The 22,832-nt window shown below is 74.3% G+C and carries 25 protein-coding genes and 1 pseudogene; 16 read left to right on the top strand and 10 right to left on the bottom strand.

Annotated features, from left to right (window positions below; translation table 11 throughout):
- Positions 1–59 precede the first annotated feature (59 nt).
- Complete coding sequence (locus ABZ321_RS17205) at positions 60–1,007, top strand: pentapeptide repeat-containing protein (RefSeq protein WP_354892028.1); 948 nt, start codon at positions 60–62, stop codon at positions 1,005–1,007.
- Here ABZ321_RS17205 and ABZ321_RS17210 read toward each other — a convergent pair.
- The gene (locus ABZ321_RS17210; protein ID WP_354892031.1) at positions 985–1,584 is read right to left on the bottom strand and encodes a TetR/AcrR family transcriptional regulator; all 600 of its coding nucleotides are present in this window, start codon (positions 1,582–1,584) and stop codon (positions 985–987) included. The genes ABZ321_RS17205 and ABZ321_RS17210 overlap by 23 nt on opposite strands.
- A 93-nt stretch (positions 1,585–1,677) precedes the next feature.
- On the opposite strand from ABZ321_RS17210, the gene mddA reads away from it, so the two are divergent.
- The 5 genes from mddA to ABZ321_RS17235 all read left to right on the top strand — a co-directional run bounded on the left by mddA (position 1,678) and on the right by ABZ321_RS17235 (position 7,957).
- Positions 1,678–2,409: a methanethiol S-methyltransferase gene (gene mddA, locus ABZ321_RS17215; RefSeq protein WP_354892034.1), complete on the top strand. Its 732-nt coding sequence runs from the start codon at positions 1,678–1,680 to the stop codon at positions 2,407–2,409.
- Positions 2,410–2,425: 16 nt separating this feature from the next.
- The gene (locus tag ABZ321_RS17220; protein ID WP_354892037.1) at positions 2,426–4,567 is read left to right on the top strand and encodes an alpha/beta fold hydrolase; all 2,142 of its coding nucleotides are present in this window, start codon (positions 2,426–2,428) and stop codon (positions 4,565–4,567) included.
- Between the two features lie 31 nt (positions 4,568–4,598).
- A complete protein-coding gene (locus ABZ321_RS17225; RefSeq protein WP_354892040.1) occupies positions 4,599–4,937 on the top strand; it encodes an Imm51 family immunity protein in 339 nt (112 codons plus the stop codon).
- An 84-nt stretch (positions 4,938–5,021) separates the two neighbouring features.
- A complete protein-coding gene (locus ABZ321_RS17230; RefSeq protein ID WP_354892043.1) occupies positions 5,022–5,330 on the top strand; it encodes a DUF4287 domain-containing protein in 309 nt (102 codons plus the stop codon).
- A 230-nt stretch (positions 5,331–5,560) separates the two neighbouring features.
- Positions 5,561–7,957 carry a penicillin acylase family protein gene (locus tag ABZ321_RS17235; protein WP_354892046.1) on the top strand — a complete coding sequence of 799 codons (2,397 nt, stop codon included), beginning with the start codon at positions 5,561–5,563 and terminating at the stop codon, positions 7,955–7,957.
- On the opposite strand, the gene ABZ321_RS17240 is transcribed toward ABZ321_RS17235, so the two are convergent.
- The gene (locus ABZ321_RS17240; protein WP_354892049.1) at positions 7,938–8,138 is read right to left on the bottom strand and encodes a hypothetical protein; all 201 of its coding nucleotides are present in this window, start codon (positions 8,136–8,138) and stop codon (positions 7,938–7,940) included. The two genes, ABZ321_RS17235 and ABZ321_RS17240, sit on opposite strands and share 20 nt — an antisense overlap.
- Positions 8,139–8,219: 81 nt before the next feature.
- On the opposite strand from ABZ321_RS17240, the gene ABZ321_RS17245 reads away from it, so the two are divergent.
- Positions 8,220–8,744 carry a universal stress protein gene (locus tag ABZ321_RS17245; RefSeq protein ID WP_354892052.1) on the top strand — a complete coding sequence of 175 codons (525 nt, stop codon included), beginning with the start codon at positions 8,220–8,222 and terminating at the stop codon, positions 8,742–8,744.
- A gap of 48 nt (positions 8,745–8,792) precedes the next feature.
- The gene (locus tag ABZ321_RS17250) at positions 8,793–9,155 is read left to right on the top strand and encodes a DUF2203 domain-containing protein (RefSeq protein WP_344510587.1); all 363 of its coding nucleotides are present in this window, start codon (positions 8,793–8,795) and stop codon (positions 9,153–9,155) included.
- Positions 9,156–9,162: 7 nt separating this feature from the next.
- Here the strand turns inward: ABZ321_RS17250 and ABZ321_RS17255 are convergent, their stop codons facing one another.
- On the bottom strand, positions 9,163–9,609 hold the full coding sequence (locus tag ABZ321_RS17255) for an Lrp/AsnC family transcriptional regulator (protein ID WP_344510585.1): 447 nt from the start codon (positions 9,607–9,609) through the stop codon (positions 9,163–9,165).
- Between the two features lie 92 nt (positions 9,610–9,701).
- Here ABZ321_RS17255 and ABZ321_RS17260 point away from each other — a divergent pair, with 92 nt between their 5' ends.
- Genes ABZ321_RS17260 through ABZ321_RS17270 form a run of 3 tightly spaced genes read left to right on the top strand, consistent with a single transcriptional unit; the run spans position 9,702 to position 11,859 of the window.
- Positions 9,702–10,595, top strand: a complete 894-nt coding sequence (locus ABZ321_RS17260; protein ID WP_354892056.1) for a PhzF family phenazine biosynthesis protein — start codon at positions 9,702–9,704, stop codon at positions 10,593–10,595.
- The gene (locus ABZ321_RS17265; protein ID WP_354892060.1) at positions 10,592–11,017 is read left to right on the top strand and encodes a nucleoside deaminase; all 426 of its coding nucleotides are present in this window, start codon (positions 10,592–10,594) and stop codon (positions 11,015–11,017) included. Before ABZ321_RS17260 ends, ABZ321_RS17265 begins: the two co-directional genes overlap by 4 nt.
- A complete protein-coding gene (locus tag ABZ321_RS17270; protein ID WP_354892063.1) occupies positions 11,014–11,859 on the top strand; it encodes a hypothetical protein in 846 nt (281 codons plus the stop codon). Before ABZ321_RS17265 ends, ABZ321_RS17270 begins: the two co-directional genes overlap by 4 nt.
- Positions 11,860–11,874: 15 nt before the next feature.
- Here ABZ321_RS17270 and ABZ321_RS17275 read toward each other — a convergent pair whose 3' ends face one another.
- Entirely contained in the window at positions 11,875–12,567 is a 693-nt protein-coding gene (locus ABZ321_RS17275; RefSeq protein WP_344510577.1) for a response regulator transcription factor, read from the bottom strand.
- Positions 12,568–12,610: 43 nt separating this feature from the next.
- On the bottom strand, positions 12,611–13,765 hold the full coding sequence (locus tag ABZ321_RS17280) for a histidine kinase (RefSeq protein WP_354892066.1): 1,155 nt from the start codon (positions 13,763–13,765) through the stop codon (positions 12,611–12,613).
- Positions 13,766–13,908: 143 nt separating this feature from the next.
- Here ABZ321_RS17280 and ABZ321_RS17285 point away from each other — a divergent pair, with 143 nt between their 5' ends.
- Positions 13,909–16,086, top strand: coding sequence for an MMPL family transporter (locus tag ABZ321_RS17285; protein WP_354892069.1), 2,178 nt, complete (start codon positions 13,909–13,911; stop codon positions 16,084–16,086).
- Here ABZ321_RS17285 and ABZ321_RS17290 read toward each other — a convergent pair.
- The 4 genes from ABZ321_RS17290 to ABZ321_RS17305 form a co-directional block, all read right to left on the bottom strand.
- Positions 16,061–16,852, bottom strand: coding sequence for an inositol monophosphatase family protein (locus tag ABZ321_RS17290; RefSeq protein ID WP_354892072.1), 792 nt, complete (start codon positions 16,850–16,852; stop codon positions 16,061–16,063). The two genes, ABZ321_RS17285 and ABZ321_RS17290, sit on opposite strands and share 26 nt — an antisense overlap.
- Positions 16,849–17,868 carry a hypothetical protein gene (locus ABZ321_RS17295; RefSeq protein WP_354892075.1) on the bottom strand — a complete coding sequence of 340 codons (1,020 nt, stop codon included), beginning with the start codon at positions 17,866–17,868 and terminating at the stop codon, positions 16,849–16,851. The genes ABZ321_RS17290 and ABZ321_RS17295 overlap by 4 nt, the downstream gene beginning before the upstream one ends.
- A 132-nt stretch (positions 17,869–18,000) precedes the next feature.
- Complete coding sequence (locus tag ABZ321_RS17300) at positions 18,001–18,852, bottom strand: alpha/beta hydrolase-fold protein (protein WP_354892077.1); 852 nt, start codon at positions 18,850–18,852, stop codon at positions 18,001–18,003.
- A gap of 50 nt (positions 18,853–18,902) precedes the next feature.
- Positions 18,903–19,466 carry a hypothetical protein gene (locus ABZ321_RS17305; RefSeq protein WP_344510565.1) on the bottom strand — a complete coding sequence of 188 codons (564 nt, stop codon included), beginning with the start codon at positions 19,464–19,466 and terminating at the stop codon, positions 18,903–18,905.
- Positions 19,467–19,608: 142 nt separating this feature from the next.
- Between ABZ321_RS17305 and ABZ321_RS17310 the strand changes: the two genes are divergently transcribed.
- The 4 genes from ABZ321_RS17310 to ABZ321_RS17325 are packed head-to-tail and all read left to right on the top strand — an operon-like array spanning position 19,609 to position 22,664.
- Positions 19,609–20,238: an aspartate/glutamate racemase family protein gene (locus tag ABZ321_RS17310; RefSeq protein ID WP_354892080.1), complete on the top strand. Its 630-nt coding sequence runs from the start codon at positions 19,609–19,611 to the stop codon at positions 20,236–20,238.
- 38 nt (positions 20,239–20,276) lie between these two features.
- Positions 20,277–21,113, top strand: coding sequence for a siderophore-interacting protein (locus ABZ321_RS17315; RefSeq protein ID WP_344510561.1), 837 nt, complete (start codon positions 20,277–20,279; stop codon positions 21,111–21,113).
- A complete protein-coding gene (locus ABZ321_RS17320) occupies positions 21,110–21,898 on the top strand; it encodes a hypothetical protein (protein WP_354892083.1) in 789 nt (262 codons plus the stop codon). Before ABZ321_RS17315 ends, ABZ321_RS17320 begins: the two co-directional genes overlap by 4 nt.
- 1 nt (position 21,899) lies before the next feature.
- Positions 21,900–22,664 (top strand): hypothetical protein, encoded by a 765-nt coding sequence (locus tag ABZ321_RS17325; RefSeq protein ID WP_354892086.1) that lies wholly within the window; start codon positions 21,900–21,902, stop codon positions 22,662–22,664.
- Positions 22,665–22,671: 7 nt separating this feature from the next.
- Here ABZ321_RS17325 and ABZ321_RS17330 read toward each other — a convergent pair.
- Positions 22,672–22,832, bottom strand: a pseudogene (locus ABZ321_RS17330) (GntR family transcriptional regulator); the annotation flags it as partial.

Raw genomic sequence — 22,832 nt, forward strand, 5'->3', positions numbered from 1 at the left:
GTGTCGCGATCCAGACGGAGTGCGGCGGCGGGAGTGCATGACGCTCGATGCTGTTGCGCGTGCCAACCATCCGCCTCGCCCGCGCCGCGGGCGCCCTGCTGATCATCGCCGTGCTCGTCGGTGCCGCCCCCGCCGCCGCGGAGCCGGCTCCCGGGCCCGACTGCCCCGAGACCCGGGCGCAGCTCGCCGGGCAGCACATCACCACCACCGAGGGCCTGCCCGACCTCACCTGCGCCGACCTGCACGGCGCCGTCCTCGACGGCCTCGACCTGGGCCAGGAGGACCTGTCCGGCATCGACGCCCACGGCGCCTCGTTCCGCGGCACGGACCTGGTGCAGGCCACGCTGACCGGTGCCAACCTGCGCGGCGCCCGGTTCGACGACGCCGACCTCACCCAGGCGCACCTGGACCGCGTCGACGCCCGTGACGCGTCGTTCGACGACGCCGACCTCGGCCAGGCGCACCTGGATCTCGTCGATGCCCGTGACGCGTCGTTCGCCGGCGCCGACCTCGGCCAGGCCGACCTGCCGAAGGCGGACCTGCGCGGCGCCGACTTCACCGGCGCGTCACTGACCCAGGCGGACCTCGGCGGCGCGGACCTGCGGGGCGCCCGCACGCTCTTCGCCGAGGCGATCCAGGCCGACGCGTCCGACGCGAGGGTGGACATCCTCGACCCGCGCACCTTCCAGGCCGCGCTGCTGGCGATCCTCGTCGGCCTGGTGCTGCTGGTGAAGTCGCTGATCGACATGCTCAGGGGGCTCACGCCGGGCGACAAGCCGCTCAGCCGGGGCCTGAAGCGCCTGGCCGTCTATGCGGTGGCCGGCCTGATGGTCTGGCTCCCCGCCGGGATGATGCTGCCGCTGATGTTCGTCTCGGTCCTGTACCCGTGGCTCGTCGGCGCCCTCCTCGTCTACCTCTCGGGCGCCGTGCGCGGCTACCGTCCCGCCCGGCACAACGCTGCCCCGGACCCGTCGAACCTCAGCATCAACTTCGGGACGGCCCGCTGACGTCGCCCTCCTCGAAGTGGCGGATCAGGTCGCCGACGCTGCGCAGCCAGCCGCGGACGCGCCCGCTCCAGTCCTCGCTGCCGAGCAGGACGACGGCCTCACCGCCGAGGAACGACAGGCCGATGAGCCCGGCGACGTCGCCCGGGCGCATCGGCCCGAGCGACCCGAACCGCTGCTCGGCCTCCGTCGACACCTGCACCAGCACGGCGAACCACGCCTCCAGCATCGCGGTCACCCGCGCCGCCACCTGCGGGTCGGACCAGCCGGCCGCGATCATCTCCTGCAGCACCCGCACGTAACCGGAGGCGAGGTCGTCGTCGAGGAAGTCGCACGCCTGCTCGTAGCGCTTCCAGAGGGGGGTCTCGGCGCCGTACATGCGGACCTGGCGCGCCACGAGCTGCTGATTCTCATGGTCGAGCAGGGCGAGGATGACGCCCTGCTTCCCGCCGAAGTGGTAGTGGATCTGGCTGAGCGGCACGCCCGCCCGCTCGGCGACCCGGCGGGTGGACAGCGCGGCGTATCCGTCCGCGAGCAGGCACGTCCTCGCCGCCTCGATGATGCGGCCCTGCGTGTTCAAACCGTCCCCAATCGATGCGTGCTTGTTCGGTCGGTCGACCGAATGCTACCTTGCTGATTGTCGGTCGGTCGACCGAACAAGGGAGGTGGCACCATGATTCGCAAGATCTCGGTGGTCGGCTACGGCGCGGCGGCCTACCTGGCCTTCGTCGCCGCGCTGCTCTACGCGATCGGGTTCCTGGCCGGCGTCGGCGTGCCCAAGGGCATCGACGACGGCACCGCCGGCCCGGCCTGGCGGGCGCTGCTCGTCGACTCGGCGCTGCTGACGCTGTTCGCCGTCCAGCACAGCGTCATGGCCCGCCCGTGGTTCAAGCGCTGGTGGACCCGCTTCGTCCCGGCCGCGATCGAGCGCAGCACCTTCGTCCTCGCCTCGACCGCGGTGCTGGTCCTGCTGTTCTGGCAGTGGCAGCCGCTGCCCGCCACCGTCTGGTCCGTCGGCCCGGCCTGGGCCCGCGGCGTCCTCTGGGCGGGCTACGCGCTCGGCTGGGCGATCCTGGTGTTCAGCACGTTCGCCGTCGGCCACTTCGACCTCTTCGGCCTGCGCCAGGTGCTGGCCCGCGCCCGTGACCGGCACTACGCCGAGCCGGGCCTCCGCGAGCCGCTCGTCTACCGGCTCGTCCGGCACCCGCTCATGGTCGGCTTCCTGATCGCGTTCTGGGCGGCGCCGGACCTGAGCGTCGGGCGCCTGGTCTTCGCCCTCGCGTCGACCGGCTACATCATGGTGGGTGTCCGCCTGGAGGAGCGCGACCTGCGCGGCCGGCTCGGCGAACCCTACGAGGACTACCTGCGCCGGGTGCCGCGCTTCGTGCCCCGTCCGGTGCGCTGAGGGAAGGGTACGGGCGATGCGGGCGCGACAGGCCGACGCCGAGGGGTTCGTCGAGCACGACGGCGTCAAGATGCACTATGAGGTGCACGGTGCCGGCGGCCCGACGATCCTGCTGCTGCCGACGTGGACGCTGGTGCACAAGCGGGTCTGGAAGCTGCAGGTGCCGTATCTGGCCCGGCACTTCCGCGTCGTCACGTACGACGGGCCCGGCAACGGGCGGTCCGACCGGCCGGTGACCCCGCGGGCGTACGGGCAGGCGGCACAGGTCGCCTACGCGCTCGCCGTGCTCGACGCGACGGGCACGGACAAGGCCGTCGTCGTCGGGCTGTCCCGCGCGGTCAACTGGGCGCTGGAGCTCGCCGCCGAGCATCCCGGGCGGGTGCACGGCACGGTCGCGATCGGCGCCTCGATCGCGCTCACGCCGCTCTCGCTGGCCCGCGCGGCCTCCGGCGGGCTGGACGACCGTACCTCGCCCGACCTGCCACCGTCGGCGGTGCCCCGGCTCGGCGCCGACCCGGCGAACCACTGGCGCAAGTACAACCGGCGGTACTGGCAGTCGCGGTACGAGGACTTCGCCTGGTTCTTCATGGGGCAGTGCTTCAGCGAGCCGCACTCCACGAAGCAGGTCGAGGACGGCGTCGCCTGGGCCCTCGAAACCACCGGGGCCGTGCTCGACGTCGAGAGCCAGGCCGACCGGCCCGGGCGCGAGGAGATCGAGGACTGGTGCGGCCGGCTGCGCGGCCCGGTGCTGGTGCTGCACGGCAGCGACGATCGCGTCGCCCCGCCGGCCCGCGGCGAGGCGCTCGCCGAGCTCACCGGCGGCGACCTGGTGGTCATCGACGGCGGCGGCCACATCCCGCTCGCCCGCGACCCCGTCCAGGTCAACCTGCTGGTGCGCGGGTTCGCCGAGCGGTTCCGCCCGGCGGCGCCGGTCCGCCGCGCCTGGGGCCGCTGGCAGTCCCGGCCCCGGCGGGTGCTCTACCTGTCCTCGCCGATCGGTCTCGGTCACGCCCGGCGCGACCTCGCCATCGCCGCGAAGCTGCGCGAGCTGCGGCCCGGCGTCGAGATCGACTGGCTCACCCAGGACCCCGTGACCCGGATGCTCGCCGACGCGGGCGAGCGCGTCCACCCCGCGAGCCGCTTCCTGGTCAACGAGTCCGCGCACGTGGAGAGCGAGTCCGGCGAGCACGACCTGCACTGTTTCGAGGCGCTGCGCAGGATGGACGAGATCCTCGTCGCCAACTTCATGGTGTTCCACGACCTGCTGGAGGCGGAGCGCTACGACCTCGTCGTCGGCGACGAGGCGTGGGACGTCGACCACTTCCTGCACGAGAACCCCGAGCTGAAGCGTTCGGCGTACGCGTGGCTCACCGACTTCGTCGGCTTCCTGCCGATGCCGTCCGGCGGCGAGCGCGAGGCCCTCGTCGCCGCCGACTACAACGCCGAGATGATCGGCCACATCGACCGGTACCCGCGCCTGCGCGACCGGTCCATCTTCGTCGGCGACCCCGACGACGTCATCGACGAGCCGTTCGGGCCCGGGCTGCCCCGCATCAGGGACTGGACCACGGAGCACTACGACTTCGCCGGCTACGTCGCCGGTACGGCGACCGACGAGGAGCGGAGCGCGTTGCGGGCGTCGCTCGGGTACCGGCCCGGCGAGCGGGTCTGCGTGGTCACCGTCGGCGGGTCCGGGGTCGGCGGGCACCTGCTCCGGCTCGTCGCCGCGGCGTTCCCGGAGGCGGCCAGGCGGGTGCCGGGCCTGCGGATGATCCTGGTGGCCGGCCCCCGCATCGACCCGGCCACGGTGGCGGCCCCGCCGGGGCTGGACGTCCTGCCGTACGTGCCGGGGCTGGACCGGCACCTCGCCGCGTGCGACCTGGCGGTGGTGCAGGGCGGGCTCACGACGTGCATGGAGCTGACGGCGGCGGGGCGGCCGTTCATCTACGTGCCGCTGCGCAACCACTTCGAGCAGCAGTTCCACGTCACGCACCGGCTCCGCCGGCACGGCGCCGGGCGGCGGATGGACTACGACACCCTCACCCCCGACTCGCTCGCGGCGGCGATCGCGGAGGAGATCGACCGCCCGGTCGCCTACCGCGCCGTGCCGGCCGACGGCGCCGCCCGCGCCGCCGCCCTGCTCGCCGAGCTCTTCTGACCCGGTGTGCGGCGCCTGTCAGGATGTGCGGATGAATCCTCTGCGCTTGATCGAGACGTCGCCGGGCAAGTACTCGCTGCTGCTGAACGCCGGGAGCACCCAGGTCGACACCGCCGTCGAGTCCCTGGGGCACGAACCGCACGGCTACTTCTGGGAGGCGATCGCGCGGCTGCTGGTGAGCGTCGAGGAGCCGGACCTGGGCCGGCGGTTCTCCTACGACCCGGAGGCCGGCATGTTTTGCGCGTACGGGACCGACCGGGGCGCGCTCGAGGCCCTGTCGAAGCTGCTGACCCCCGTCGTCACGGACGTCGAGCAGGCCAGGAAGGCGGTCGCCCTGGCCGTGGCGAAGGGGGTCGACCTCGACGACTGAAGGCCGGGCGAAAAAGTTCCGGGGCGGATGTCGAAAGCGCGGCGAGCCGTTCGACGCGTCTGTAGCGGCACGGTGAGCGTGCCGGTGACAGAGGAGACCGACATGTCGTTCCAGGCGTACCTCGACAACATCGAGACCAAGACCGGCAAGACCCCGCGGGAGCTGCTCGGGCTTGCGGCGGCGCGGGGGCTGGACACGCCCGGGGTCAAGGCCGGCGCGATCGTCGACTGGCTGAAGGCGGACTTCGACCTCGGGCGCGGCCACGCGATGGCGCTCGTCCACGTGATCAAGAACGGCCCGAAGATCCCCGGCAAGCACGTGGGCACGACCGGCACCCACCGCGACGGCAGCGACACCCTGTGGCTGGACGGCAAGGCCACCCGCCCAGCATGAACCGGCGGACCGGCGAATTCGATCAATCTTCGAGTTGATCAGCGAATCTCGATAGATCCGGCATTGACGGTAGTACAAAGGTCACTGATTGCAATATGGTGGCCTGACGTGTCGCGCACCCCGGCGACCGGGGAAAACGCCGCATTCGTCATTGAAACGCGTCTTCTTGCACATGGTGAAAAGCGCAGATTCGAGCCACCGTCAATCAGCTGCGTCACATCGGAGGAGCCGTGCACCGCGTCCGTCGGATCTTCACATTGTTATCGGCAGCAGGCCTGCTCGCGCCGGCATTCGTCGGCGTGCCCGCCGGCGCGGCCGCCGCGGAGACCGTCACCTCCGGCGCCTACACCGCGGTGATCAGGCGCACGAGCTACGGCGTGCCGCACGTGCTGGCCACCAGCGTCGGCGGCGCCGCGTTCGGGCAGGGCTGGGCCTACGCCGAGGACCGGTTCTGCGACCTCGCCGACCAGGTCGTCAAGGTCCGCAGCGAGCGGTCGCGGTGGTTCGGCCCCGGGCCCGACGGCGCCAACCTGGCGACCGACTTCGCGTACCAGTCGCTGGGCCTCGTCGACCGCGCCCGGGAGCAGCTCACCAGGCTGCAGCCCGAGGAGCGCGACGTGCTCAACGGCTACGTGCGCGGCTTCAACGCGTTCCTGGCCGCCGCCGGCCCCGCCAGGGTGCCCGGCTGGTGCGCCGGCCAGCCGTGGATCGCGCCGATCTCCGCGGTCGACGTCCTCGCGTACCAGCGCGACATCGCGCTGCTGGCCAGCGGAGGCGCGCTGCTCGCCCCGATCGCCTCGGCCACCCCGCCGGGCAGCGCGAGCGCCGCGCTCGCGATCGCGCCGGAGGTCACCACCGACGGGCTGGCCGCGCTGCGGCAGCAGAAGGCCCTGTCCAGCAACGGCTGGGCGCTGGGCGCGGACAAGACCCAGACCGGGCGGGGCATGCTGGTCGGCAACCCGCACTTCCCGTGGGAGGGCGAGCTCAAGTTCTGGGAGTCGCAGCTGACCGTCCCCGGGAGTCTCAACGTGTACGGCGCGAGCCTCGGCGGCATCCCCGGGGTGCAGATCGGCTTCACCGACAAGGTCGCGTGGACGCACACGGTCGCGGAGGGGTCGCGCTTCACGTTCTACTCCGTCGACCTCGTCCCCGGCTCGCCGACCACGTACCTCGTGGACGGGCGGCCCGAGGCGATGACGTCGAAGCAGGTGACGATCCGGGTCAACCAGGGCGGCGCGCTGCAGACCGTCACCCGCACCATGTGGTTCACCCGGTACGGGCCGGTGCTGGACCTGTCGGCGATCGACCCCGCGTTCGGGTGGACGGCGACGACGGCGTACACGTACCGCGACGCCAACATCGACAACGACCGGCTGCTGCGGGTGTGGATGAACATGGCCCGCGCCACCGACGTCGCCGGCCTGCGCGCGTCGATCGGCCGCGACCAGGGCATCCCGTGGGTGAACACGGTCGCGACCGACTCTGCCGGCAACGCCTGGTACACCGACTCGTCGCCGACGCCGAACCTGTCCGTGGCGTCGCTGACGGAGATGGCGAACCACCCGCTCGGCGCGCTGAACGGCAGCGACAGCGCCAACGCGTGGGTCGTGCAGCCGGGGGCGCGCTCGCCGGGGCTGATCCCGTTCGCCCAGCAGCCGCAGCTGCAGCGGCGCGACTACGTCTTCAACTCCAACGACAGCCACTGGGTGCCGAACCAGAACGCCTTCCTGACCGGCTTCTCGCCGTTGCAGGGCTCGGAGGGCACGCCGCTGTCGGCGCGGTCGCGGCAGAACCTGCGGCTCATCAACGGCACGGCCCGCTTCGACCTCGCCGGCCTCGGCACCGCCATCCTCTCCGGCGACTCGCTGACGGCCGCGGAGCTCGCCGGGTATACGGTGGCGTCCTGCCGCGCGCAGGGCACCCGGCCTGTGAACGTGGACGGCACGCCGGTCGACATCAGCGCCGGTTGCGCCGCGCTCGCCGCCTGGGACCGGCTGTTCGACCTGCCGAGCCGCGGCGCGGTGCTGTGGCGGGAGACGATCGGCGCGGTCCTCGCCGAGCACCCCGACGCGCTCACGACCGCGGGTCCGCTGTTCGGCGTGGCGTTCAACCCCGCGGACCCCGGCCGCACCCCGCGCGGCGCACCGGCCGACCCGGCGCCGCTGCTGACGGGGCTCGCCCGCGCGATGCTGCGGATGCGCGCCGTCGGCCTGCCGCTGAACGTGCAGCTGCAGTCCGTCCAGTACACCGTGAAGGCCGGCCAGCGGATCCCGGTGCCCGGCTCGACGGAGAACGTCGGCATCGCCAACATGGCGCAGTACGAACCGTTCCCGGGCTCGTCCCGTGAGCCGTTCATGAACCCGGGCACGTTCGCCGAGGGCAGCGACCTCACCGACCGCGGGTACGTCGTGAACTACGGCACCAGCTTCCTGCTGACGCTCGCGTACACGTCCTCCGGCCCGTCGGCGCGCTGCGTCCTCACCTACAGCGAGTCCACCGACCCGAGCTCGCCCAACTACGCCGACCAGACGCTGCTGTTCCGCAACAAGCAGCTGCGCGACTGCCGCTACTCGGAGGCGTCGATCGCCGCCGACCCGAAGCTCTCCGTCAGGACAGTGCGGGGGTGATCGCGGCGACCCGGGCCGCCGCCGACCGTCGCAGCCATGCGACCGCGTCGGCGGCGGCCGGGTTCGCGCCGAACGCCGCCGCCAGGGCGACGTACTGCTCCGGCGGCAGCGGCACCCCGTCGCGGCTGGTGAGCGGCGCGGCGACGGTGTGCGTGTCGCCGCTCCGAGTCCATCCGGCCATTCTGCCAGCCCTCCCGGGCGGGGCGCCGGACCACCTTGCGCTCACCCCGCAGCCGGTGGATCCGTCGGTACGGTGGGAACGGTGACCACAGGAGGACCGGTGATCCTCGGTTTCGACGGCTCCGCGGCCGCACGGCAGGCGGTGCGCGACGCGGCGGCCCTGCTCGGCCCGCAACCGGCGCTCGTCGTCACGGTGTGGGAGGCCGGGCGGCGCTTCGAACCCCTGACGCTGCCCGTGCCGGGCTTCGAGCTCCCACCGGCCGCACTGGACCTGCGCAGCGCCGCCGAGATGGACGAGGCCGCGTACGAGTCGGCGAAGCAGACCGCCCGGCAGGGCGCGCAGCTCGCCCGGGAGGCCGGCTTCACCACCGCCACCGCGCTCGCGGTCGCCGACGACCTGACCCCCGCCGACACCCTGCTGCGCGTGGCCCGGGAGCACGACAGCCCCGGCATCGTGGTCGGCGCGCACGGGCACCGCAAGCTCAGCGAGCTGCTGCTGGGCAGCACCTCCGACACCCTCGTGCACAAGTCCGACCGCCCGGTCGTCGTGGTCCGCGCCCGGGCCAGGGACCATTCCGGCACCCCGGGGACGACCGCTTCGGGCTGACCCGGTCCGGATCACCCGGTGCGGGTGGACGGGTGCCAGACTTGGTGCATGGGTCTGTACACAGTGGCGGAGGCGCGGGCGGCGCTCGGCCGGCTGCGGCCACTGCTCGACGAGCTCGTCGCCGTGCGGGCGGACGCTGCGGAGCTGGCGGCGGCGCTCGCACCCGGCGGCGCCGCGACGGCGCTGGGTGGGCTGCCGGAGTGGAAGGCCAGGTCCGCCAGGTTCGACGAGCTGGTCACCGAGGTGCAGCAGAGCGGGGCGCACCTCAAGGGCGTGGCGCCGCTGCTGCTCGACTTCCCGGCCGAGCTCGACGGCATGCCGGTGCTGCTGTGCTGGCTGGAGGGCGACCGCGACCTCGCCTGGTATCACCGCGCCGACCTCGGCTTCGCCGGCCGCCGCCGGCTCGACTGAGCCAGGTCTACCGGGCGGGGATCGCGCGGTCGGCGACGACCTCGTAGACCATGTCGGTGGTGATGGAGCCGACGCGGGCGAGCTCGGAGGTGATGCGGGCGAGGTCCGGCATGTCGGCGGCGACGATCTCGGCGACGTAGCACGCCTCGCCGGTCACGCGGACGCAGCGCACGATCTGCGGCTCGCGGTCCAGGACGGCGGCGACCTTGTCGTACAGGGCGCCGTGCACCTTCATGCGCACGACCGCGCGCAGCGGCAGGCCGCAGGCGACCGGGTCGACCCTGGCCGTGTAGCCGGTGATGACGCCCCGCTCCTCCAGGCCGCGCAGGCGGGCCCGCGTCGCGGACACGCCCAGGTGGATCGCGGCCGCGAGGGACGTCAGCGACGCGCGGGCGTCCCGCTGCACCGCCGCGAGCAGCTGCCGGTCCACCTCGTCGAGCCCGGGTGCGGTCATCGCGGCAGGCTACCGCAGATCCTGCGGCGAACCGCCCGCGATGCCGCACAAACGGCCTCCACCCGGTGGGTGGCGGGCCGTAGCGTCGAGGTGTGCCTGAAACCTCGTTCGTCTATGTCGACGTGTTCGCCTCGGCCCCGCTCACCGGCGCGCCGCTCACCCTCGTGACCGACGCCGACGGGCTCACCGACCCCCAGATGCGGGCGATCGCCCGCGAGTTCAACCAGTCGGAGACCACGTTCGTCCAGTCGCCCACGCGGCCGGGGGCGACGCGGCGGCTGCGGTCCTTCACGCCGACTGGGGAGGAGGTGTACGGCGCCGGCCACAACGCCCTCGGCGCCTGGCTGTGGCTCGCCGGCCCGGGCGGCCTGGACGGCGGTGGCGACTTCACGCAGGAGATCGGCGAGGACGTGCTGCCCGTCCACGTGCGGCACGACGACGGGCGGGTGGTGGTGACCATGGAACAGTCGCCGCCCGTCTTCGGCGCCGTCGTCAGCGACCGGGCCGGGCTGGCCGCCGCGCTCGGGCTGCGCGAGGAGGACCTCGTCGCCGACCGGCCCGCCCAGGTGGTCTCCACCGGCGCGGGGCACCTGCTCGTGCCGGTGCGCGACCGCGTCGCCGTGGACCGGGCCGCGCCCGACGACGCCCGGCTCACCGCCGCGCTCCGGCAGGTCGGGGGTGAGGGCTGCTATCTGTACACCGGCGACACCGTCGACAAGGACGCCACGGCCTACGCGAGATTCTTCAACCCGGCCATGGGCATCGCGGAGGACCCGGCGACCGGGACCGCCGCCGGCCCCCTCGCCGCGCTGCTGGCGGCCGGTGAGCCCGGCGGCCAGGGAGAGGTCACCGTCATCGTCGAGCAGGGGCACTCGATGGGCCGGCCCAGCCGGATCACCGTGACCGTCGCCGGTCCGCGGGTGCGCGTGAGCGGCTCCGGCCTGGTCGTCGCCCGCGGCACCATGACCCTGCCGGAGGCGTCGTGACCCCGGACGACGAGCGGTTCCTGCGCCGGGCGATCGCGATCGCCGTCGAGGCCCGCGCGGCGGGTGAGGCGCCCTTCGGGTCGCTGCTCGTCGCCGGCGGCCGGGTCCTCGCCGAGGAGCACAACACGGTCCTGTCCGACGACGACATCAGCGCCCACCCGGAGCTGAAGCTGGCCCGCTGGGCCGCGCGCCACCTGACCCCCGAGGACGCCGCCGCCACCACGATGTACACCAGCTGCCAGCCCTGCGGCATGTGCACCGGCGGCATCGACCGCTCCGGCCTCGGCCGGGTCGTGTACGCCCTGTCCGCCGGGCAGCTCGACGCGCTGAAACCCGCCGGCGGCTTCCCGCGGGTCCCGCAGGAGGGGCCGGCCCTGCTCGACGCGGCCCGGGCGGCCGTCGAGGGCTACTACACCGCGTGACCGGGGTGGCCTGGGAGCGGGTGTACGGCTGCGACGGCACCTCCGAGCACGTCCCCGACCTGCTGGAGGCGTTGACGGCGGCCGAGCCGGAGACCCGTGCCCGGGCCCGGAACGAGCTGTCCGCGCACCTGTACCACCAGGGGACCCGGTGGCAGGCCAGCGCCGTCGTCGTGCCGTTCCTGGTCGCGCTCGCCGACGACCCGGCGACCCCGGACCGGGCCGACCTCCTGCGGATGCTCAGGAAGGTGGCGATCGGCGACCACCGCGACGACGCCCTGCCGTTCGACGCGCGCGCCGCCTACCCGGCGGCGGACGCGGTCACCGACGAGCAGCTGCTGCGGCTCAACCTGTGGCTCACCGGCGACGAGGCCGGTGACGACGAGGCCGGCGACGCGGGAGCCGACCGCTGGGCCCGGGACGCGTACGACGCCCTCGCCGCCCACGCCGGGACCGTCACCGGCTGGGTGGGTGACGCGGATCCGGCGGTCGCGGAGCTGGCCGCCGGGCTCCTGGCGTGGCTCCCGCCCACCCCGTCGGCGGTGGCGGCGCTGCTGGGGACGGCGAGCGCCGCGGCCAACCTGACCCTCGCCCACCTGCCGGTCGACGACCCGGCCGTCGACACGCACCTCCGGGGGCGGCTCGACCATCCGGATCGGCAGGTGGCGTTGACGGCGGCGATCGCGCTGGCGTACCGGCACCGCGCCGCCACCCCGGAGCCCGCCCTGACGATGCTCGCCGTCGCCGCCGACCCGGACGGGCCGCTCCCGCCCGACGTGCCCGGCTGGGACGACCGGGCGCTGCGCGGCTTCGTGGCCCTCGCCCTCGCCCGCATCGGCTGGTGACACCCGGCCCGGCCGTCAGCGGTTGGGCGGGTCGGGCAGCGGGTCGCCCTGGCGGACCAGGCCGCTCTGGTACGCGAGGACCACCAGCTGCGCCCGGTCCCGGACGTTCAGCTTCGTCATCGCCCGGTTGACGTGCGTCTTGGCGGTCAGCGGCGACACGAAGAGGCGCTCGGCGATGTCGTCGTTGGACAGGCCGTGCGCGACGAGGACGAGGACCTCGCGCTCCCGGTCGGTGAGCAGGTCCAGCGCCGGCAGCGCCCCGTCGGCGTCCGGCCGGAGGCTGGTCAGGAAGCGGCTCACCAGCCCGCGGGTCGCCCGCGGCGACAGCAGCTGCTCGCCGCCCGCCACCACCCGGATCGCGTGCAGCAGGTCGGCGGGGGCGACGCCCTTGCCGAGGAACCCGCTGGCGCCCGCCTGCAGCGCGAGGACCACGTTGTCGTCGGTCTCGAACGTGGTGAGCACGAGGATCCGCACGCCGGCCAGGTTGTCGTCGGCGCCGATGCGGCGGGTCGCCTCGAGGCCGTCCATGCGTGGCATGCGGATGTCCATGAGGACGACGTCGGCGCGGGCGGTGCGGGCCAGGTCCACGGCCTCCCGCCCGTCGGCCGCCTCGCCGACGACCTCGAAGCCGGGCTCCGAGTCGATGATCATCTTGAAGCCGGCGCGGATCAGCGCCTGGTCGTCCGCGAGCAGCACCCGGATCGTCACGCGTGCTCCGCCGGCAGGACCGCGTGGATCCGGAACACCATCGTCATGCGTGCTCCGCCGGCAGGACCGCGTGGACCCGGAACACCGAGGCGCCGACCGGGCACGCGGTCACGCTCCCACCGGCGGCCGCGGCGCGCTCGCGCATGCCGAGCAGCCCGTAGCCGGCGCCCTTCTGCGTGGCCGCCCGCATCCGGTTGCTGACCTGGAGGACCACGTCGTCCGGGGTGTACTCGACGAGGAGCTGCGCCGAGCCGTCGCCGTAGCGGTGGGCGTTGGTCAGGGCCTCCTGCACGATGCGGTACGCCGCGAGGTCCACCATCGCGGGCAGCTCCCGCGCCTCCCCGACCTGCCGGAGCCGCACCGGGAACCCGGTCGTCTCCAGCGTGGCGAGCAGCTCCGGCAGCCGCGCGAGGCCGGGGGCGGGCTCGGTGGTCTCGCGCTCGTCGGCGCCGCGCAGCACCCCGACCACCGACTGGATCTCCTTCAGCACCGTGTCGGACGCCTCGCGGATGTGGTTCAGGACCGGGCCCACCTGGTCCGGCCGGCGCTGCAGGACGTGCGCGGCGGCGCCCGCCTGCACGCTGATGACCGCGATGTGGTGCGCGACGACGTCGTGCAGCTCCCTGGCGATCCGCAGCCGCTCGTCCATGACGCGGCGCCGGGCCTCGTCCTCGCGGGTCTGCTCCGCCCGGCGGGCGCGCTCCTCGACCTCGGCTACGTACGCGCGGTGGGTGCGCGCCGCGTCGCCGACCGCGGCCGCCATGAAGATCCACGCGAAGATGCCGAGCGTCTCGCCCCGCCACCAGTCCTCGGCGGCGACGATGAGGCCCGTCAGGTACACGAACCCGGACGCGGCGAGCGCGCACACCCAGCCCTTGCGCCGGTCGGTGTGCGCCGCGATCGAGTACGTGATGACGCCGAGCGCCACGATCAGCCCCGGGTTGCTGACGCCCTGCAGGATCGCGCCGATGGTCGCGGACGTGGCGATGCCGAGTGCCGCCAGGGGCCGCAGCCGGCGGATGAGGACGGCGACGAACGCCACGCCCGCGACGATCACGTCGCCGTTGGTGGCCCGGTCGTCGGCGGCGGCGCGCAGCACGGCGAACGCCAGCACGAGGGCGAGCAGCATGTCCAGCAGCAGTGGCCTGCCCGCCGCGTATCTCCACACCCTGGTGAGCGCGGTCTCGCTGGCGTCCATGCTCTGCACCGTACGCGGCCTTTCGCGACGGCGGCGTCGTCTGGCCGCAGTAGCCACCACCCGGGCGGCTACCACGCCCGTGGTAGCCCGGTGTCTGCGCCGGGACGACGCTTTCCGGGCCGCCGCCCGGGACCGTGGTCGGCATGGCAACCTACCTGTACCGGCTCGGGAAGCTGAGCTTCCGCCGCCGGAAGCTCGTCCTCGTGCTCTGGCTGGCGCTGATCGCGGCCCTCGGCGCCGGCGCGGCGACCCTGTCGGGACCGACGGCCGGCTCGTTCGAGATCCCGGGCACGCAGGCGCAGGAGGCGCAGGACCTGCTCGCGCAGCGCTTCCCGCAGGCCGGGGCGGGCGGCGCGCAGGCGCGGGTGGTGTTCGCCGCGCCGGCCGGCCAGAAGCTCACCGACCCCGGCAACGCCGCCGCCGTCGAGCGGACCGTCACCGCGCTGAAGGCCGGCGGGCGGGTCGCCGGCGTCTCCGACCCGCTGCAAGGGACCGTCAACCAGGCCGGGACCGTCGCCTACGCGCAGGTGACCTACACCGTGCAGCCGATCGGCCTGACGGACGCCGACCGGGCGGCGCTCGTGGACGCGACCCGCGCCGGGCGCGACGCGGGCCTGACCGTCGAGATCGGCGGCGACGCCCTGCAGGCGCCGGCGGAGCAGGGCATCGGCGAGGTGATCGGCCTGCTCATCGCCGCGCTCGTCCTGCTGGTCACCCTCGGGTCGCTGGTCGCGGCCGGCCTGCCGCTGCTGACCGCGCTGCTCGGCGTGGGCGCCGCGATGGCCGGCATCCAGATCGTGACCGGCTTCGTGGACCTCAGCAGCACCACGCCGACCCTCGCGCTGATGCTCGGCATCGCGGTCGCCATCGACTACGCGCTGTTCATCGTCTCGCGGTTCCGCCACGAGGTCGCGCTCGGCCGGTCGCCCGCCGAGGCGGCGGGGCGGGCCGTGGGCACGGCCGGGTCCGCGGTCACGTTCGCCGGGCTGACGGTCGTCATCGCCCTGGCCGCCCTCGCCGTCGTGAACATCCCGGTCCTGACCCAGATGGGGCTCGCCGCGTCCGGTGCGGTCATCGTCGCGGTGCTCATCGCCCTCACCCTGCTGCCGGCGCTGCTCGGCTTCGCGGGCGACCGGGTGGCCAAGGGCCGCGTCGCCGCCCGCAGGCACGGCAACGGCACCATGGGCCGCCGCTGGGCGGCACTCGTCACCCGGCGGCCGGTCCTGACGCTCGTCGCCGCGGTCCTCGGCCTCGGGATCGTCGCCATGCCCGTCCTCGACATGCGCCTCGGCCTGCCCGGCGACAACATGGCCGGCCCCACCACGACCCAGCGCAAGGCCTACGACCTGCTCACCGAGGGCTTCGGCCCTGGCTTCAACGGCCCGCTGCTGGTCGTCGTCGACGCCGCCGCCAGCCCCGACCCGCAGGCCGCCGCGACCGCCGCCGCCGCGCGCATCGCGGAGCTGCCCGGCGTCGTCACCGTCAGCCCGCCGGCGCTCAACCCGGCCGGCGACACGGCGATCCTGCAGGTGATCCCCGCGACCGCGCCCGACGCGGCACAGACCACCGACCTCGTGCACGCCATCCGGGCGATGCCGCCGTCCGGCGGTGCCGCGCTCGCCGTCACCGGCACCACCGCCGTCAACATCGACATCTCGGCGAAGATGGGGTCGGCGCTCGGGCCGTACCTGGCGGTGATCGTGGTGCTCGCGTTCCTGCTGCTGACGCTGCTGTTCCGCTCGGTGCTCGTGCCGCTGAAGGCGATCGTCGGGTTCCTGCTGAGCGTCGCCGCCACGTTCGGCGCCGTCGTCGCCGTGTTCCAGTGGGGCTGGCTCGCCGACCTCATCGGCGTCGAGCAGACCGGCCCGATCGTCAGCCTGCTCCCCGTCATCCTCATCGGGATCGTGTTCGGCCTCGCCATGGACTACGAGGTGTTCCTCGTCAGCCGCATGCGGGAGGAGCACGTGCACGGCGCCGCGCCCAAGGACGCCGTCGTCAACGGGTTCAGCCACGGCGCCCGGGTCGTCACCGCCGCCGCGATCATCATGATCAGCGTGTTCTCCGGCTTCATCCTGTCGCCCGAGGCCATGATCAAGTCGATCGGGTTCGCGCTCGCCGCGGCCATCCTCTTCGACGCGTTCGTGGTGCGGATGACCCTCGTCCCGGCGGTCATGACGCTCCTGGGCCGCCGCGCCTGGGCGCTGCCGCGCTGGCTCGACCGCCTCCTGCCCGACGTCGACGTCGAGGGCACCCGGCTGCACGGCGAGGAGCCGCCGGCGGTCGAGCCGGAGCTCGTCAGCGCTGGAACTGCCGCTCGATGAGGTCGAGCAGCGCCGCGTGGGTCCGCTGATCCGCGGCGGCGACGAGGCCGCCGGCCCCGGTGTGCAGCGGCTGCCCCCGCAGCCCGGTCACCACGCAGCCGGCGGCCTCGCACAGCGCGATCCCGGCCGCGAAGTGGACGCTGTCGCGCAGGTCGCCGTCGGTCACGTACGCCGCCCGCCGGCCCGCGGCGACCCACGCGACGGCGAGGGTGCTCGACACGACCCGCGGCCGGAACAGCTCGCCGAACCCCGGATCCGCGAGGAGCCGCGCCGGGTGGAAGGCGGGACCGTTCGGGAACGGCGGGTCGAGGTTCACGTCGACAAGAGCGGACCGCGGCGTCGGTACGAGGTCCGCCTCCACCCCGTCGCGGCGCACCCGGGCCACCCCGGCGGCCGCCGAGAACGTCTCCCGGGCGAACGGGTCCACGGACACGGCCACGGTGGTGCCCGCGGGCGTGCGCAGCGCCACGTTGACGGCCACGAGCATCGCGCCGGCCGCGTAGTTGAGCGTGCCGCACAGGGGGTCGACGAGCCACGTACGGTCGCCGCCGCCGATGCGGCCGGACTCCTCGCCGTGCACGGCGTCGCCGGGCCGGGCGGCCCGCAGCACCGCCAGGATCGCCCGCTCCGCCTCGATGTCGGCCTCGGTGGCGAAGTCGCCGCCGCCCTTCGCGAACCGGTCCAGGCGGGTCCCGAAGCGCGAACGGACCACCGCCGCGCCCGCTTCGGCGGCGGCGATGGCCAGTTCGAGATCGTCTGTCGTCACGCCCCGACGATAGCCGGGGACTTCTCCTCGATCGGCGTCCTCCCGCGACCGCGCAGGGCGATCCCGGCGGCGCAGAGCACGGTCACCGCGAGGACGCCGGCGGCGAGCAGCGTCCTGCCGTCCGGGTCGAGCAGCGGCTGGCCGCGCAGCGCCTGCCAGGTGAGCAGGGCGATGAGGCCGCCGTACCCGAGCGCCGCCGCCCGCACGAGCCCCCGCGCGACCCGCTGCTCCCCGAGCACCGAGGACAGCCGACCCCGCGCGGCCTGCTGCTCGCCGGGCACCGACGACGGCCGGCGCCGGGCGGCCGCGGCGAGCAGGAGCGCCAGCAGCGGCAGGGCCTGCAGGGCGTGGATGCCGACGAAGTGCGCGACGCGCAGGTCGCCGCCGGTCGTCGACCAGCCGGTGACGGGCATCGCCGGGCCGCCGTCGGCGACGCCGACGCTGTGCGCGCCGATGATGCCGACCGTCTCGCCCCGGTCCAGGGCCGCGTCCTGCTCGGCGGTCGGCTGCGTCATGAGGAACGCGACCAGCATCCCGGCGAGCGACAGCGTGAAACCGAGCCGGGCCGCGGACTTCAGCACCGGGTCGCCGCCGCGCTGGAAGGCGACCACGATCGCGACGACGAGGCTGGCCGTCCACAGCACCACGACCAGGTTGCCCATGAGCGACCACACGGTCTCGTCGAACGGGGTGGAGTTGTTGAAGTGGCTGGGCCGGCCCCGGACCCCTTGCAGCACGATCAGGGCCATCTCGACGGTGGCGGCGACGGCGACGACCGTCCCGGCCCACCAGCCGGTGCGCCGGCCACGCCGGGCGGCCCGGAGCAGCCACGCCAGGGTCACCGCGTACACACCCATGGAAACGGCGAACTTGAACGGCTTGAGCCAGGTGGGGCTGCCGACGACCAGCCGGTCGTCGACGAAGATCCCGACGAGGGACACGAGGGCGAGGACACCCATCGCCGCCGCGAACCACAGCAGCGGACGGTGCCATCGGACGGGCTGCGGACCGGTCATGGTGGACTCCACGAAGAGGGCTGATGATGCGTCCACGGTCCCAATCCGGGGGTGCCCCGCACATGCCCGCCGACCCCCTCATTCCGCGTCCCGCCTCCCTCAGGCGCCGTGGTGGGGCTGTCCCTACCAACGTCAGGTGAGCGTGCCCGCGACGAAGGCGAACGCGGCCGGGACGACGGTGCTCCAGTACCCGAAGTTGTGCCTGCCGCCGGTGTACGAGCCGGCGACGGGCGCCTCGGGCAGCTGCCGGTGCAGCGCACGGACGTCGGGGTGGAGCGGGTCGTCGCGGCCGCACCAGAGGCCGACGGGCGTCCCGCGCAACCGGTCGCGGCCGGCGAACACGGCGTCCCCGGGCGCGACGGCCGGCGAGAACGCGGCGACCGCGCGCACGAACCCGGGAAACGCCTCGGCGAGCAGCAGCGCCCCGGCCCCGCCCATCGACCAGCCCCACACCGCGATCCGCGTCGTGTCGAACCCCCGCTCGGCGCACCACCGCGGCACCTCGTCGTGCACCATCCGCTGCGGGTCGTCACCCCCCGAAGGCCGCCAGCCGAGGCGGTCACCGGTCGCGCCCGCCAGCACGAACGGCGGCGCGCCCCCTGCGACGGCCGCGGTCAGGAACCGGCCGAGACCCATGGCCGGGAAGTCCCGGACCGTCTTCGACCCGCCGTGCAGGACCAGGCACACGGGCAGCCCGCGCCCGTCGCCGTGCCCGGCGGGCACGCACGTGTAGACGTCGACGCTCCTGCCCCGCGCGGCCGACACCCGCCGCTCCAGCCGCTCGTCGCCGACGGGCGCGTCCGGCACGACCGGCTTGTCCCCGCCGCCCGCTCCGAGCAGCCGCCCCAGGTCACCGAACCCGACGCGGGCCGCGGACGGCAGCCCGCCACCCGACCGCACGTCGACGAACCGCACCCCACCGGCCGCCACCGCCGCGGCGACGCCGATCCCGGCCACCCCGGCGAGCACAACCCGTCGCCGCATCCGGCCCTCCGTCACTGTCGCCCTGCCGGGTTCAACGACGGACGGGCCGATCAGTGGTAGAAGCCGACGATGCCCTTCTGCTCGGCGGCGGCGCCGGCGGTCCAGGCGGCGACCGCGCGCACCTCGTCCGTCGTGCCGGACTTCAGCGGCTCGGCGGCGGCGGCGACCTCGGCGGCGGTCCAGTAGCCGATGGACGGGAAGTCGTCCGGCGACGGGAAGCTGACCGGCGCGCCGCGGAAGATGAGGTCCGACATGCTGATCGCGGCGCCGGTCGCCTTCATGGCCGGGTCGACCGTACTGTCCAGATAGGACGACGGGCACGGGTAGAACTGCGAGTTGTCCAGGAACCGGCCGGAGAACTCGACCATGTACTTGAAGCCGTAGCCGTACAGGTGGCCGGGCAGTGTCTTGTCGCCGCCCATGACGAGGTGCTCGATCGCGGTGAAGACCGACGGCGCGCCGCGGTCGTTGGAGCAGTCGAGGTCGTCGTTGAGCCGGGCGATGTCGGTGCGGAACCTGCCGCAGATCGCCCGCCGTGCCTGGTTGTCGCCGCTGCCGCACAGGGCGGCCAGCCTGTCGATGTCGACCCGGTAGGCCATCACGCCGTATCCCATGGAATCTCCCTCTGTCCGTTACGTCGTCGGGTCCGGCGAGCGCGGACAAGCGGGAAGCCGGGCGCGGAGCCGCCGGAGACGGGCATGACTCCGGCGACTCCGCTGCACACAGCTTGACAGCAATCGTGGAATGCTGGGGGGCGTGCCGATCATCGGGTTCCTGCACACGGCCGACGTCCACGTCGCGACGTTCCGCACGCTCCTCGCCGGCGCCGCACCCGACGCGCGGGGGCTGCACGTCGTGGACGCGGCGCTGCTGGAGGACGCGCGGGCCGGTGCCGACGTCGGGGAGCGGGTCGCGGCGCGCCTGCGGAGCCTCGCGGCGGACGGCGCGGACGTCATCGTCTGCACCTGCTCCACGATCGGCGGGCTCGCCGAGACCGTCGACGCCGGCGTGCCGGTGCTGCGGGTCGACCGGCCGATGGCCGAGGCGGCGGTCGCCGGGGGAGGCCGGGTCGCGGTCGTCGCCGCGCTCGCCTCGACCCTCGCGCCCACGACCGCCCTGTTGCGCGAGTGCGCGGCGCTGGCCGGTGTGACGGTCGAGATCGTCGAGGCGCCGTGCCTTGACGCGTGGGCGCTGTTCGAGTCGGGGGACCTCGACGCGTACGTCCGGCGGGTCGCCGGGCACGTCCGGGCCGTCGCCGCGACCGCCGACGTGGTCGTCCTCGCCCAGGCGAGCATGGCCCCGGCCGCCGACCTCGTGCCGGACCTGCCGGTGCTCAGCAGCCCCAGGACCGCCGTCGCCCGCGCCGTCGCCGTCACCCCGACCTGACCTGCGGGGAAGATCCGCCGGGCGTATACCGTGGACGGGTGACGGCAGAGCGACCCGCCCGGCGGGCACCACAGGCACACACGGGCCGGGTGGTCCGCACCGAGCGGCTCACCCCGAATATGCACCGCGTCGTGCTCGGTGGCGAGGGTCTCGACAGGTTCGACGCCGGGCAGTACACCGACCACTACGTGAAGCTGATGTTCCCGCCCGCCGGCGTCGTCTACCCGAGCCCGTTCGACCTCGCCGCGATCCGCGAGCAACTGCCCCGCGAGCAGTGGCCCGTCACCCGCACGTACACGGTGCGCGACTGGGACCCGGTGACGCGCCAGCTGACCCTGGACTTCGTCATCCACGGCGACACCGGTCTCGCCGCCCAGTGGGCGGTCGCCGCCCACCCCGGCGACGAGGTGTCCTTCGGCGGACCCGGCGGCAAGTACGCGCCCGACCCGGCCGCCGGCTGGCACCTCCTCGCCGGCGACGAGAGCGCCCTGCCGGCCATCGCCGCGGCCCTGGAGCGCCTTGCCCCGGACGCCGTCGTGGAGGCGTTCGTCGAGGTCGCCGACGCCCGCGAGGAGCAGAAGATCCCCGGCGTCACCTGGCTGCGCCGCGGCGACCGGCCCGTCGGCGCGGCGCTCGTCGAGGCCGTCACGGCCGCCGAGTGGCGCGGCGACGACGTGCACGCGTTCGTCCACGGCGAGGCCGGCTTCGTCAAGGAGCTCCGCCGCTACCTGCGCCTCGACCGCCGGGTGCCCATGGAGCGGCTGTCGATCTCCGGGTACTGGCGCCTCGGCCACGACGAGGACGGCTGGCAGGCCTCCAAGCGCGACTGGAACACCCAGGTCGAGGCGGAGCAGGAAGGCGACCGGCAGCAGTGACCCTGCTGCTGAAGCTGCTGCTCGCCCCGCTCCTCGTCGTCGCCTCGTCCCTCGCCGGCCGCCGCTGGGGCGCCCCCGTCGCCGGCACCCTGGTCGCGCTGCCGATCGTCGCCGGCCCGATCCTGCTCGTCACCTGCCTCGAGCAGGGCCCCCGGTTCGGGGCCCGGACCGCGTCGTCGGCGCTGCTCGGCCTGGTGTCCCTCGCGGCGTTCACGGTCGTCTTCGCCTGGTGCTCGCGGCGGACCGGCTGGGTCGGCTCCCTCGCCGCCGCATGGCTCGCGACGCTCGCCCTGGACCTGGCCCTCGCCCGCCTGACCGTTCCTCCGTTCGCGGGTTTCGCCATCGTGCTGGCGGCGGCCTGGCTCGCCCTCCGCGTCTTCCCGGCGGCCCCGGCCTCGTCCGCGGAGCAGTCGCCGTCCTGGCCCTGGTGGGACCTGCCGGGGCGGGCCTTCGCGACCGCGGCCCTGGTCGTCACCGTCACCACCGCCGCCGACACGGTCGGCCCGTCGTTCACCGGTGTCCTCGCCCCGTTCCCGATCGCCACCAGCGTCGTCGCCGCCTTCGTCCTCGCCCAGCAGGGCACCGACGGCGCGGTCCAGACCCTGCGCGGCGCCCCCCGCGGCCTGCTCGGCTTCGCCGTCTTCTGCCTGCTCGTCGCCGTCCTCGTCGAGCGCCTCGGCACCCCGGCCACGTTCGCCGTCGCGCTCGCCGCGACCCTGGCGGTGCAGCTCGCCTGGCGCTGGGCCCTGTCCCGCCGCACCGAGCCCGCCCTGGCGTCGGGCTGACATGCTCTCCGCCCGCGCCAAGCGGTTCCTGGCCGAGCACGCCACCCGGCACCCTCCGATGCCCGAAGCCGCGATCCGGGCCGCCGCGGGAGACCTGCCCGGCGACGCCGTCGAGGCGCTCGTGCGGTTCGAGGCGAGCTACGGCGGCCTGTGGTACCGGGTCATCGGCGGCAACCCGATGGAGCACGGCCTCGACGGCGAGGTCGAGGTCCACGACACACCTCTGGGCCCCGCGTTCACCGGCATCCTGGACGGCGCCTGGACCTGGCCCGTCGACGTGCTCCTCGACGGCCGCACCGCGCTGGACCTGGGGAGCTGGCCGTTCCGCGTCATCGACCGCTCCGTCGAGCAGCGCATCGAGAAGCACGCGCTGCTGGTCGAGGTCAAGGGATGGCCGCACCGCACGTACACCTGCCGCACACCGCCACTCGTCGCACCGGTCGCGGACGAGCGGCTGCTGCCGCCCGCGGTGCCCGAGGCGAGCGGCCCGGCCGACCTGTGGTGGCGCGACGACGACACCGCCGTCGAGGCGACCCTGCACGCCTGGGGCGGCGGGCAGGACCTGTGGACGGTCCGGCACTTCGGCCGGGTGCCGCACCTGGCGCACCACGCGGACCCCATCGTCTACGCGGCGATGGGCCACGAGACGGTCCCCGCCACCTGGTGCATCCTGTGCTCCGAACCCGTCGCTCCGGAACGGATGTGCCCGCCGCCGGCCTCGCCTCAAACCTCCGGCGGCAGGCTCAGGAGGCGCGCAGGCGGGTGACGAAGCCGATCCGGCCCCCGGGGATCCGCTCGGCGGTGACGACCCGCCGGCCCGGCCGCTGCCCGTGTCGCGCAGCGCTTCGGTGCACGACACCAGCTCCAGCGGCTGGATCAGCTCCGGGGCGGCGACGAACGTGCCACCGCCCCGGTAGGCGCGCAGGGGACCCTC

The organism is Dactylosporangium sp. NPDC006015, assembly GCF_040614215.1.
GTDB classification, from domain to species: Bacteria; Actinomycetota; Actinomycetes; order Mycobacteriales; family Micromonosporaceae; genus Dactylosporangium; species Dactylosporangium maewongense.

What these genes read in the sequence shown, in the direction of transcription:
- mddA (WP_354892034.1), top strand. Translation starts at nt 1,678, where the DNA reads ATGATTCGCAAGATCTCGGTGGTCGGCTACGGCGCGGCGGCCTACCTG.
- ABZ321_RS17220 (WP_354892037.1), top strand. Translation starts at nt 2,426, where the DNA reads ATGCGGGCGCGACAGGCCGACGCCGAGGGGTTCGTCGAGCACGACGGC.
- ABZ321_RS17225 (WP_354892040.1), top strand. Translation starts at nt 4,599, where the DNA reads ATGAATCCTCTGCGCTTGATCGAGACGTCGCCGGGCAAGTACTCGCTG.
- ABZ321_RS17240 (WP_354892049.1), bottom strand. Translation starts at nt 8,138, where the DNA reads ATGGCCGGATGGACTCGGAGCGGCGACACGCACACCGTCGCCGCGCCG.
- ABZ321_RS17250 (WP_344510587.1), top strand. Translation starts at nt 8,793, where the DNA reads ATGGGTCTGTACACAGTGGCGGAGGCGCGGGCGGCGCTCGGCCGGCTG.
- ABZ321_RS17255 (WP_344510585.1), bottom strand. Translation starts at nt 9,609, where the DNA reads ATGACCGCACCCGGGCTCGACGAGGTGGACCGGCAGCTGCTCGCGGCG.
- ABZ321_RS17280 (WP_354892066.1), bottom strand. Translation starts at nt 13,765, where the DNA reads ATGGACGCCAGCGAGACCGCGCTCACCAGGGTGTGGAGATACGCGGCG.
- ABZ321_RS17285 (WP_354892069.1), top strand. Translation starts at nt 13,909, where the DNA reads ATGGCAACCTACCTGTACCGGCTCGGGAAGCTGAGCTTCCGCCGCCGG.
- ABZ321_RS17295 (WP_354892075.1), bottom strand. Translation starts at nt 17,868, where the DNA reads ATGACCGGTCCGCAGCCCGTCCGATGGCACCGTCCGCTGCTGTGGTTC.
- ABZ321_RS17300 (WP_354892077.1), bottom strand. Translation starts at nt 18,852, where the DNA reads ATGCGGCGACGGGTTGTGCTCGCCGGGGTGGCCGGGATCGGCGTCGCC.
- ABZ321_RS17305 (WP_344510565.1), bottom strand. Translation starts at nt 19,466, where the DNA reads ATGGGATACGGCGTGATGGCCTACCGGGTCGACATCGACAGGCTGGCC.
- ABZ321_RS17325 (WP_354892086.1), top strand. Translation starts at nt 21,900, where the DNA reads ATGCTCTCCGCCCGCGCCAAGCGGTTCCTGGCCGAGCACGCCACCCGG.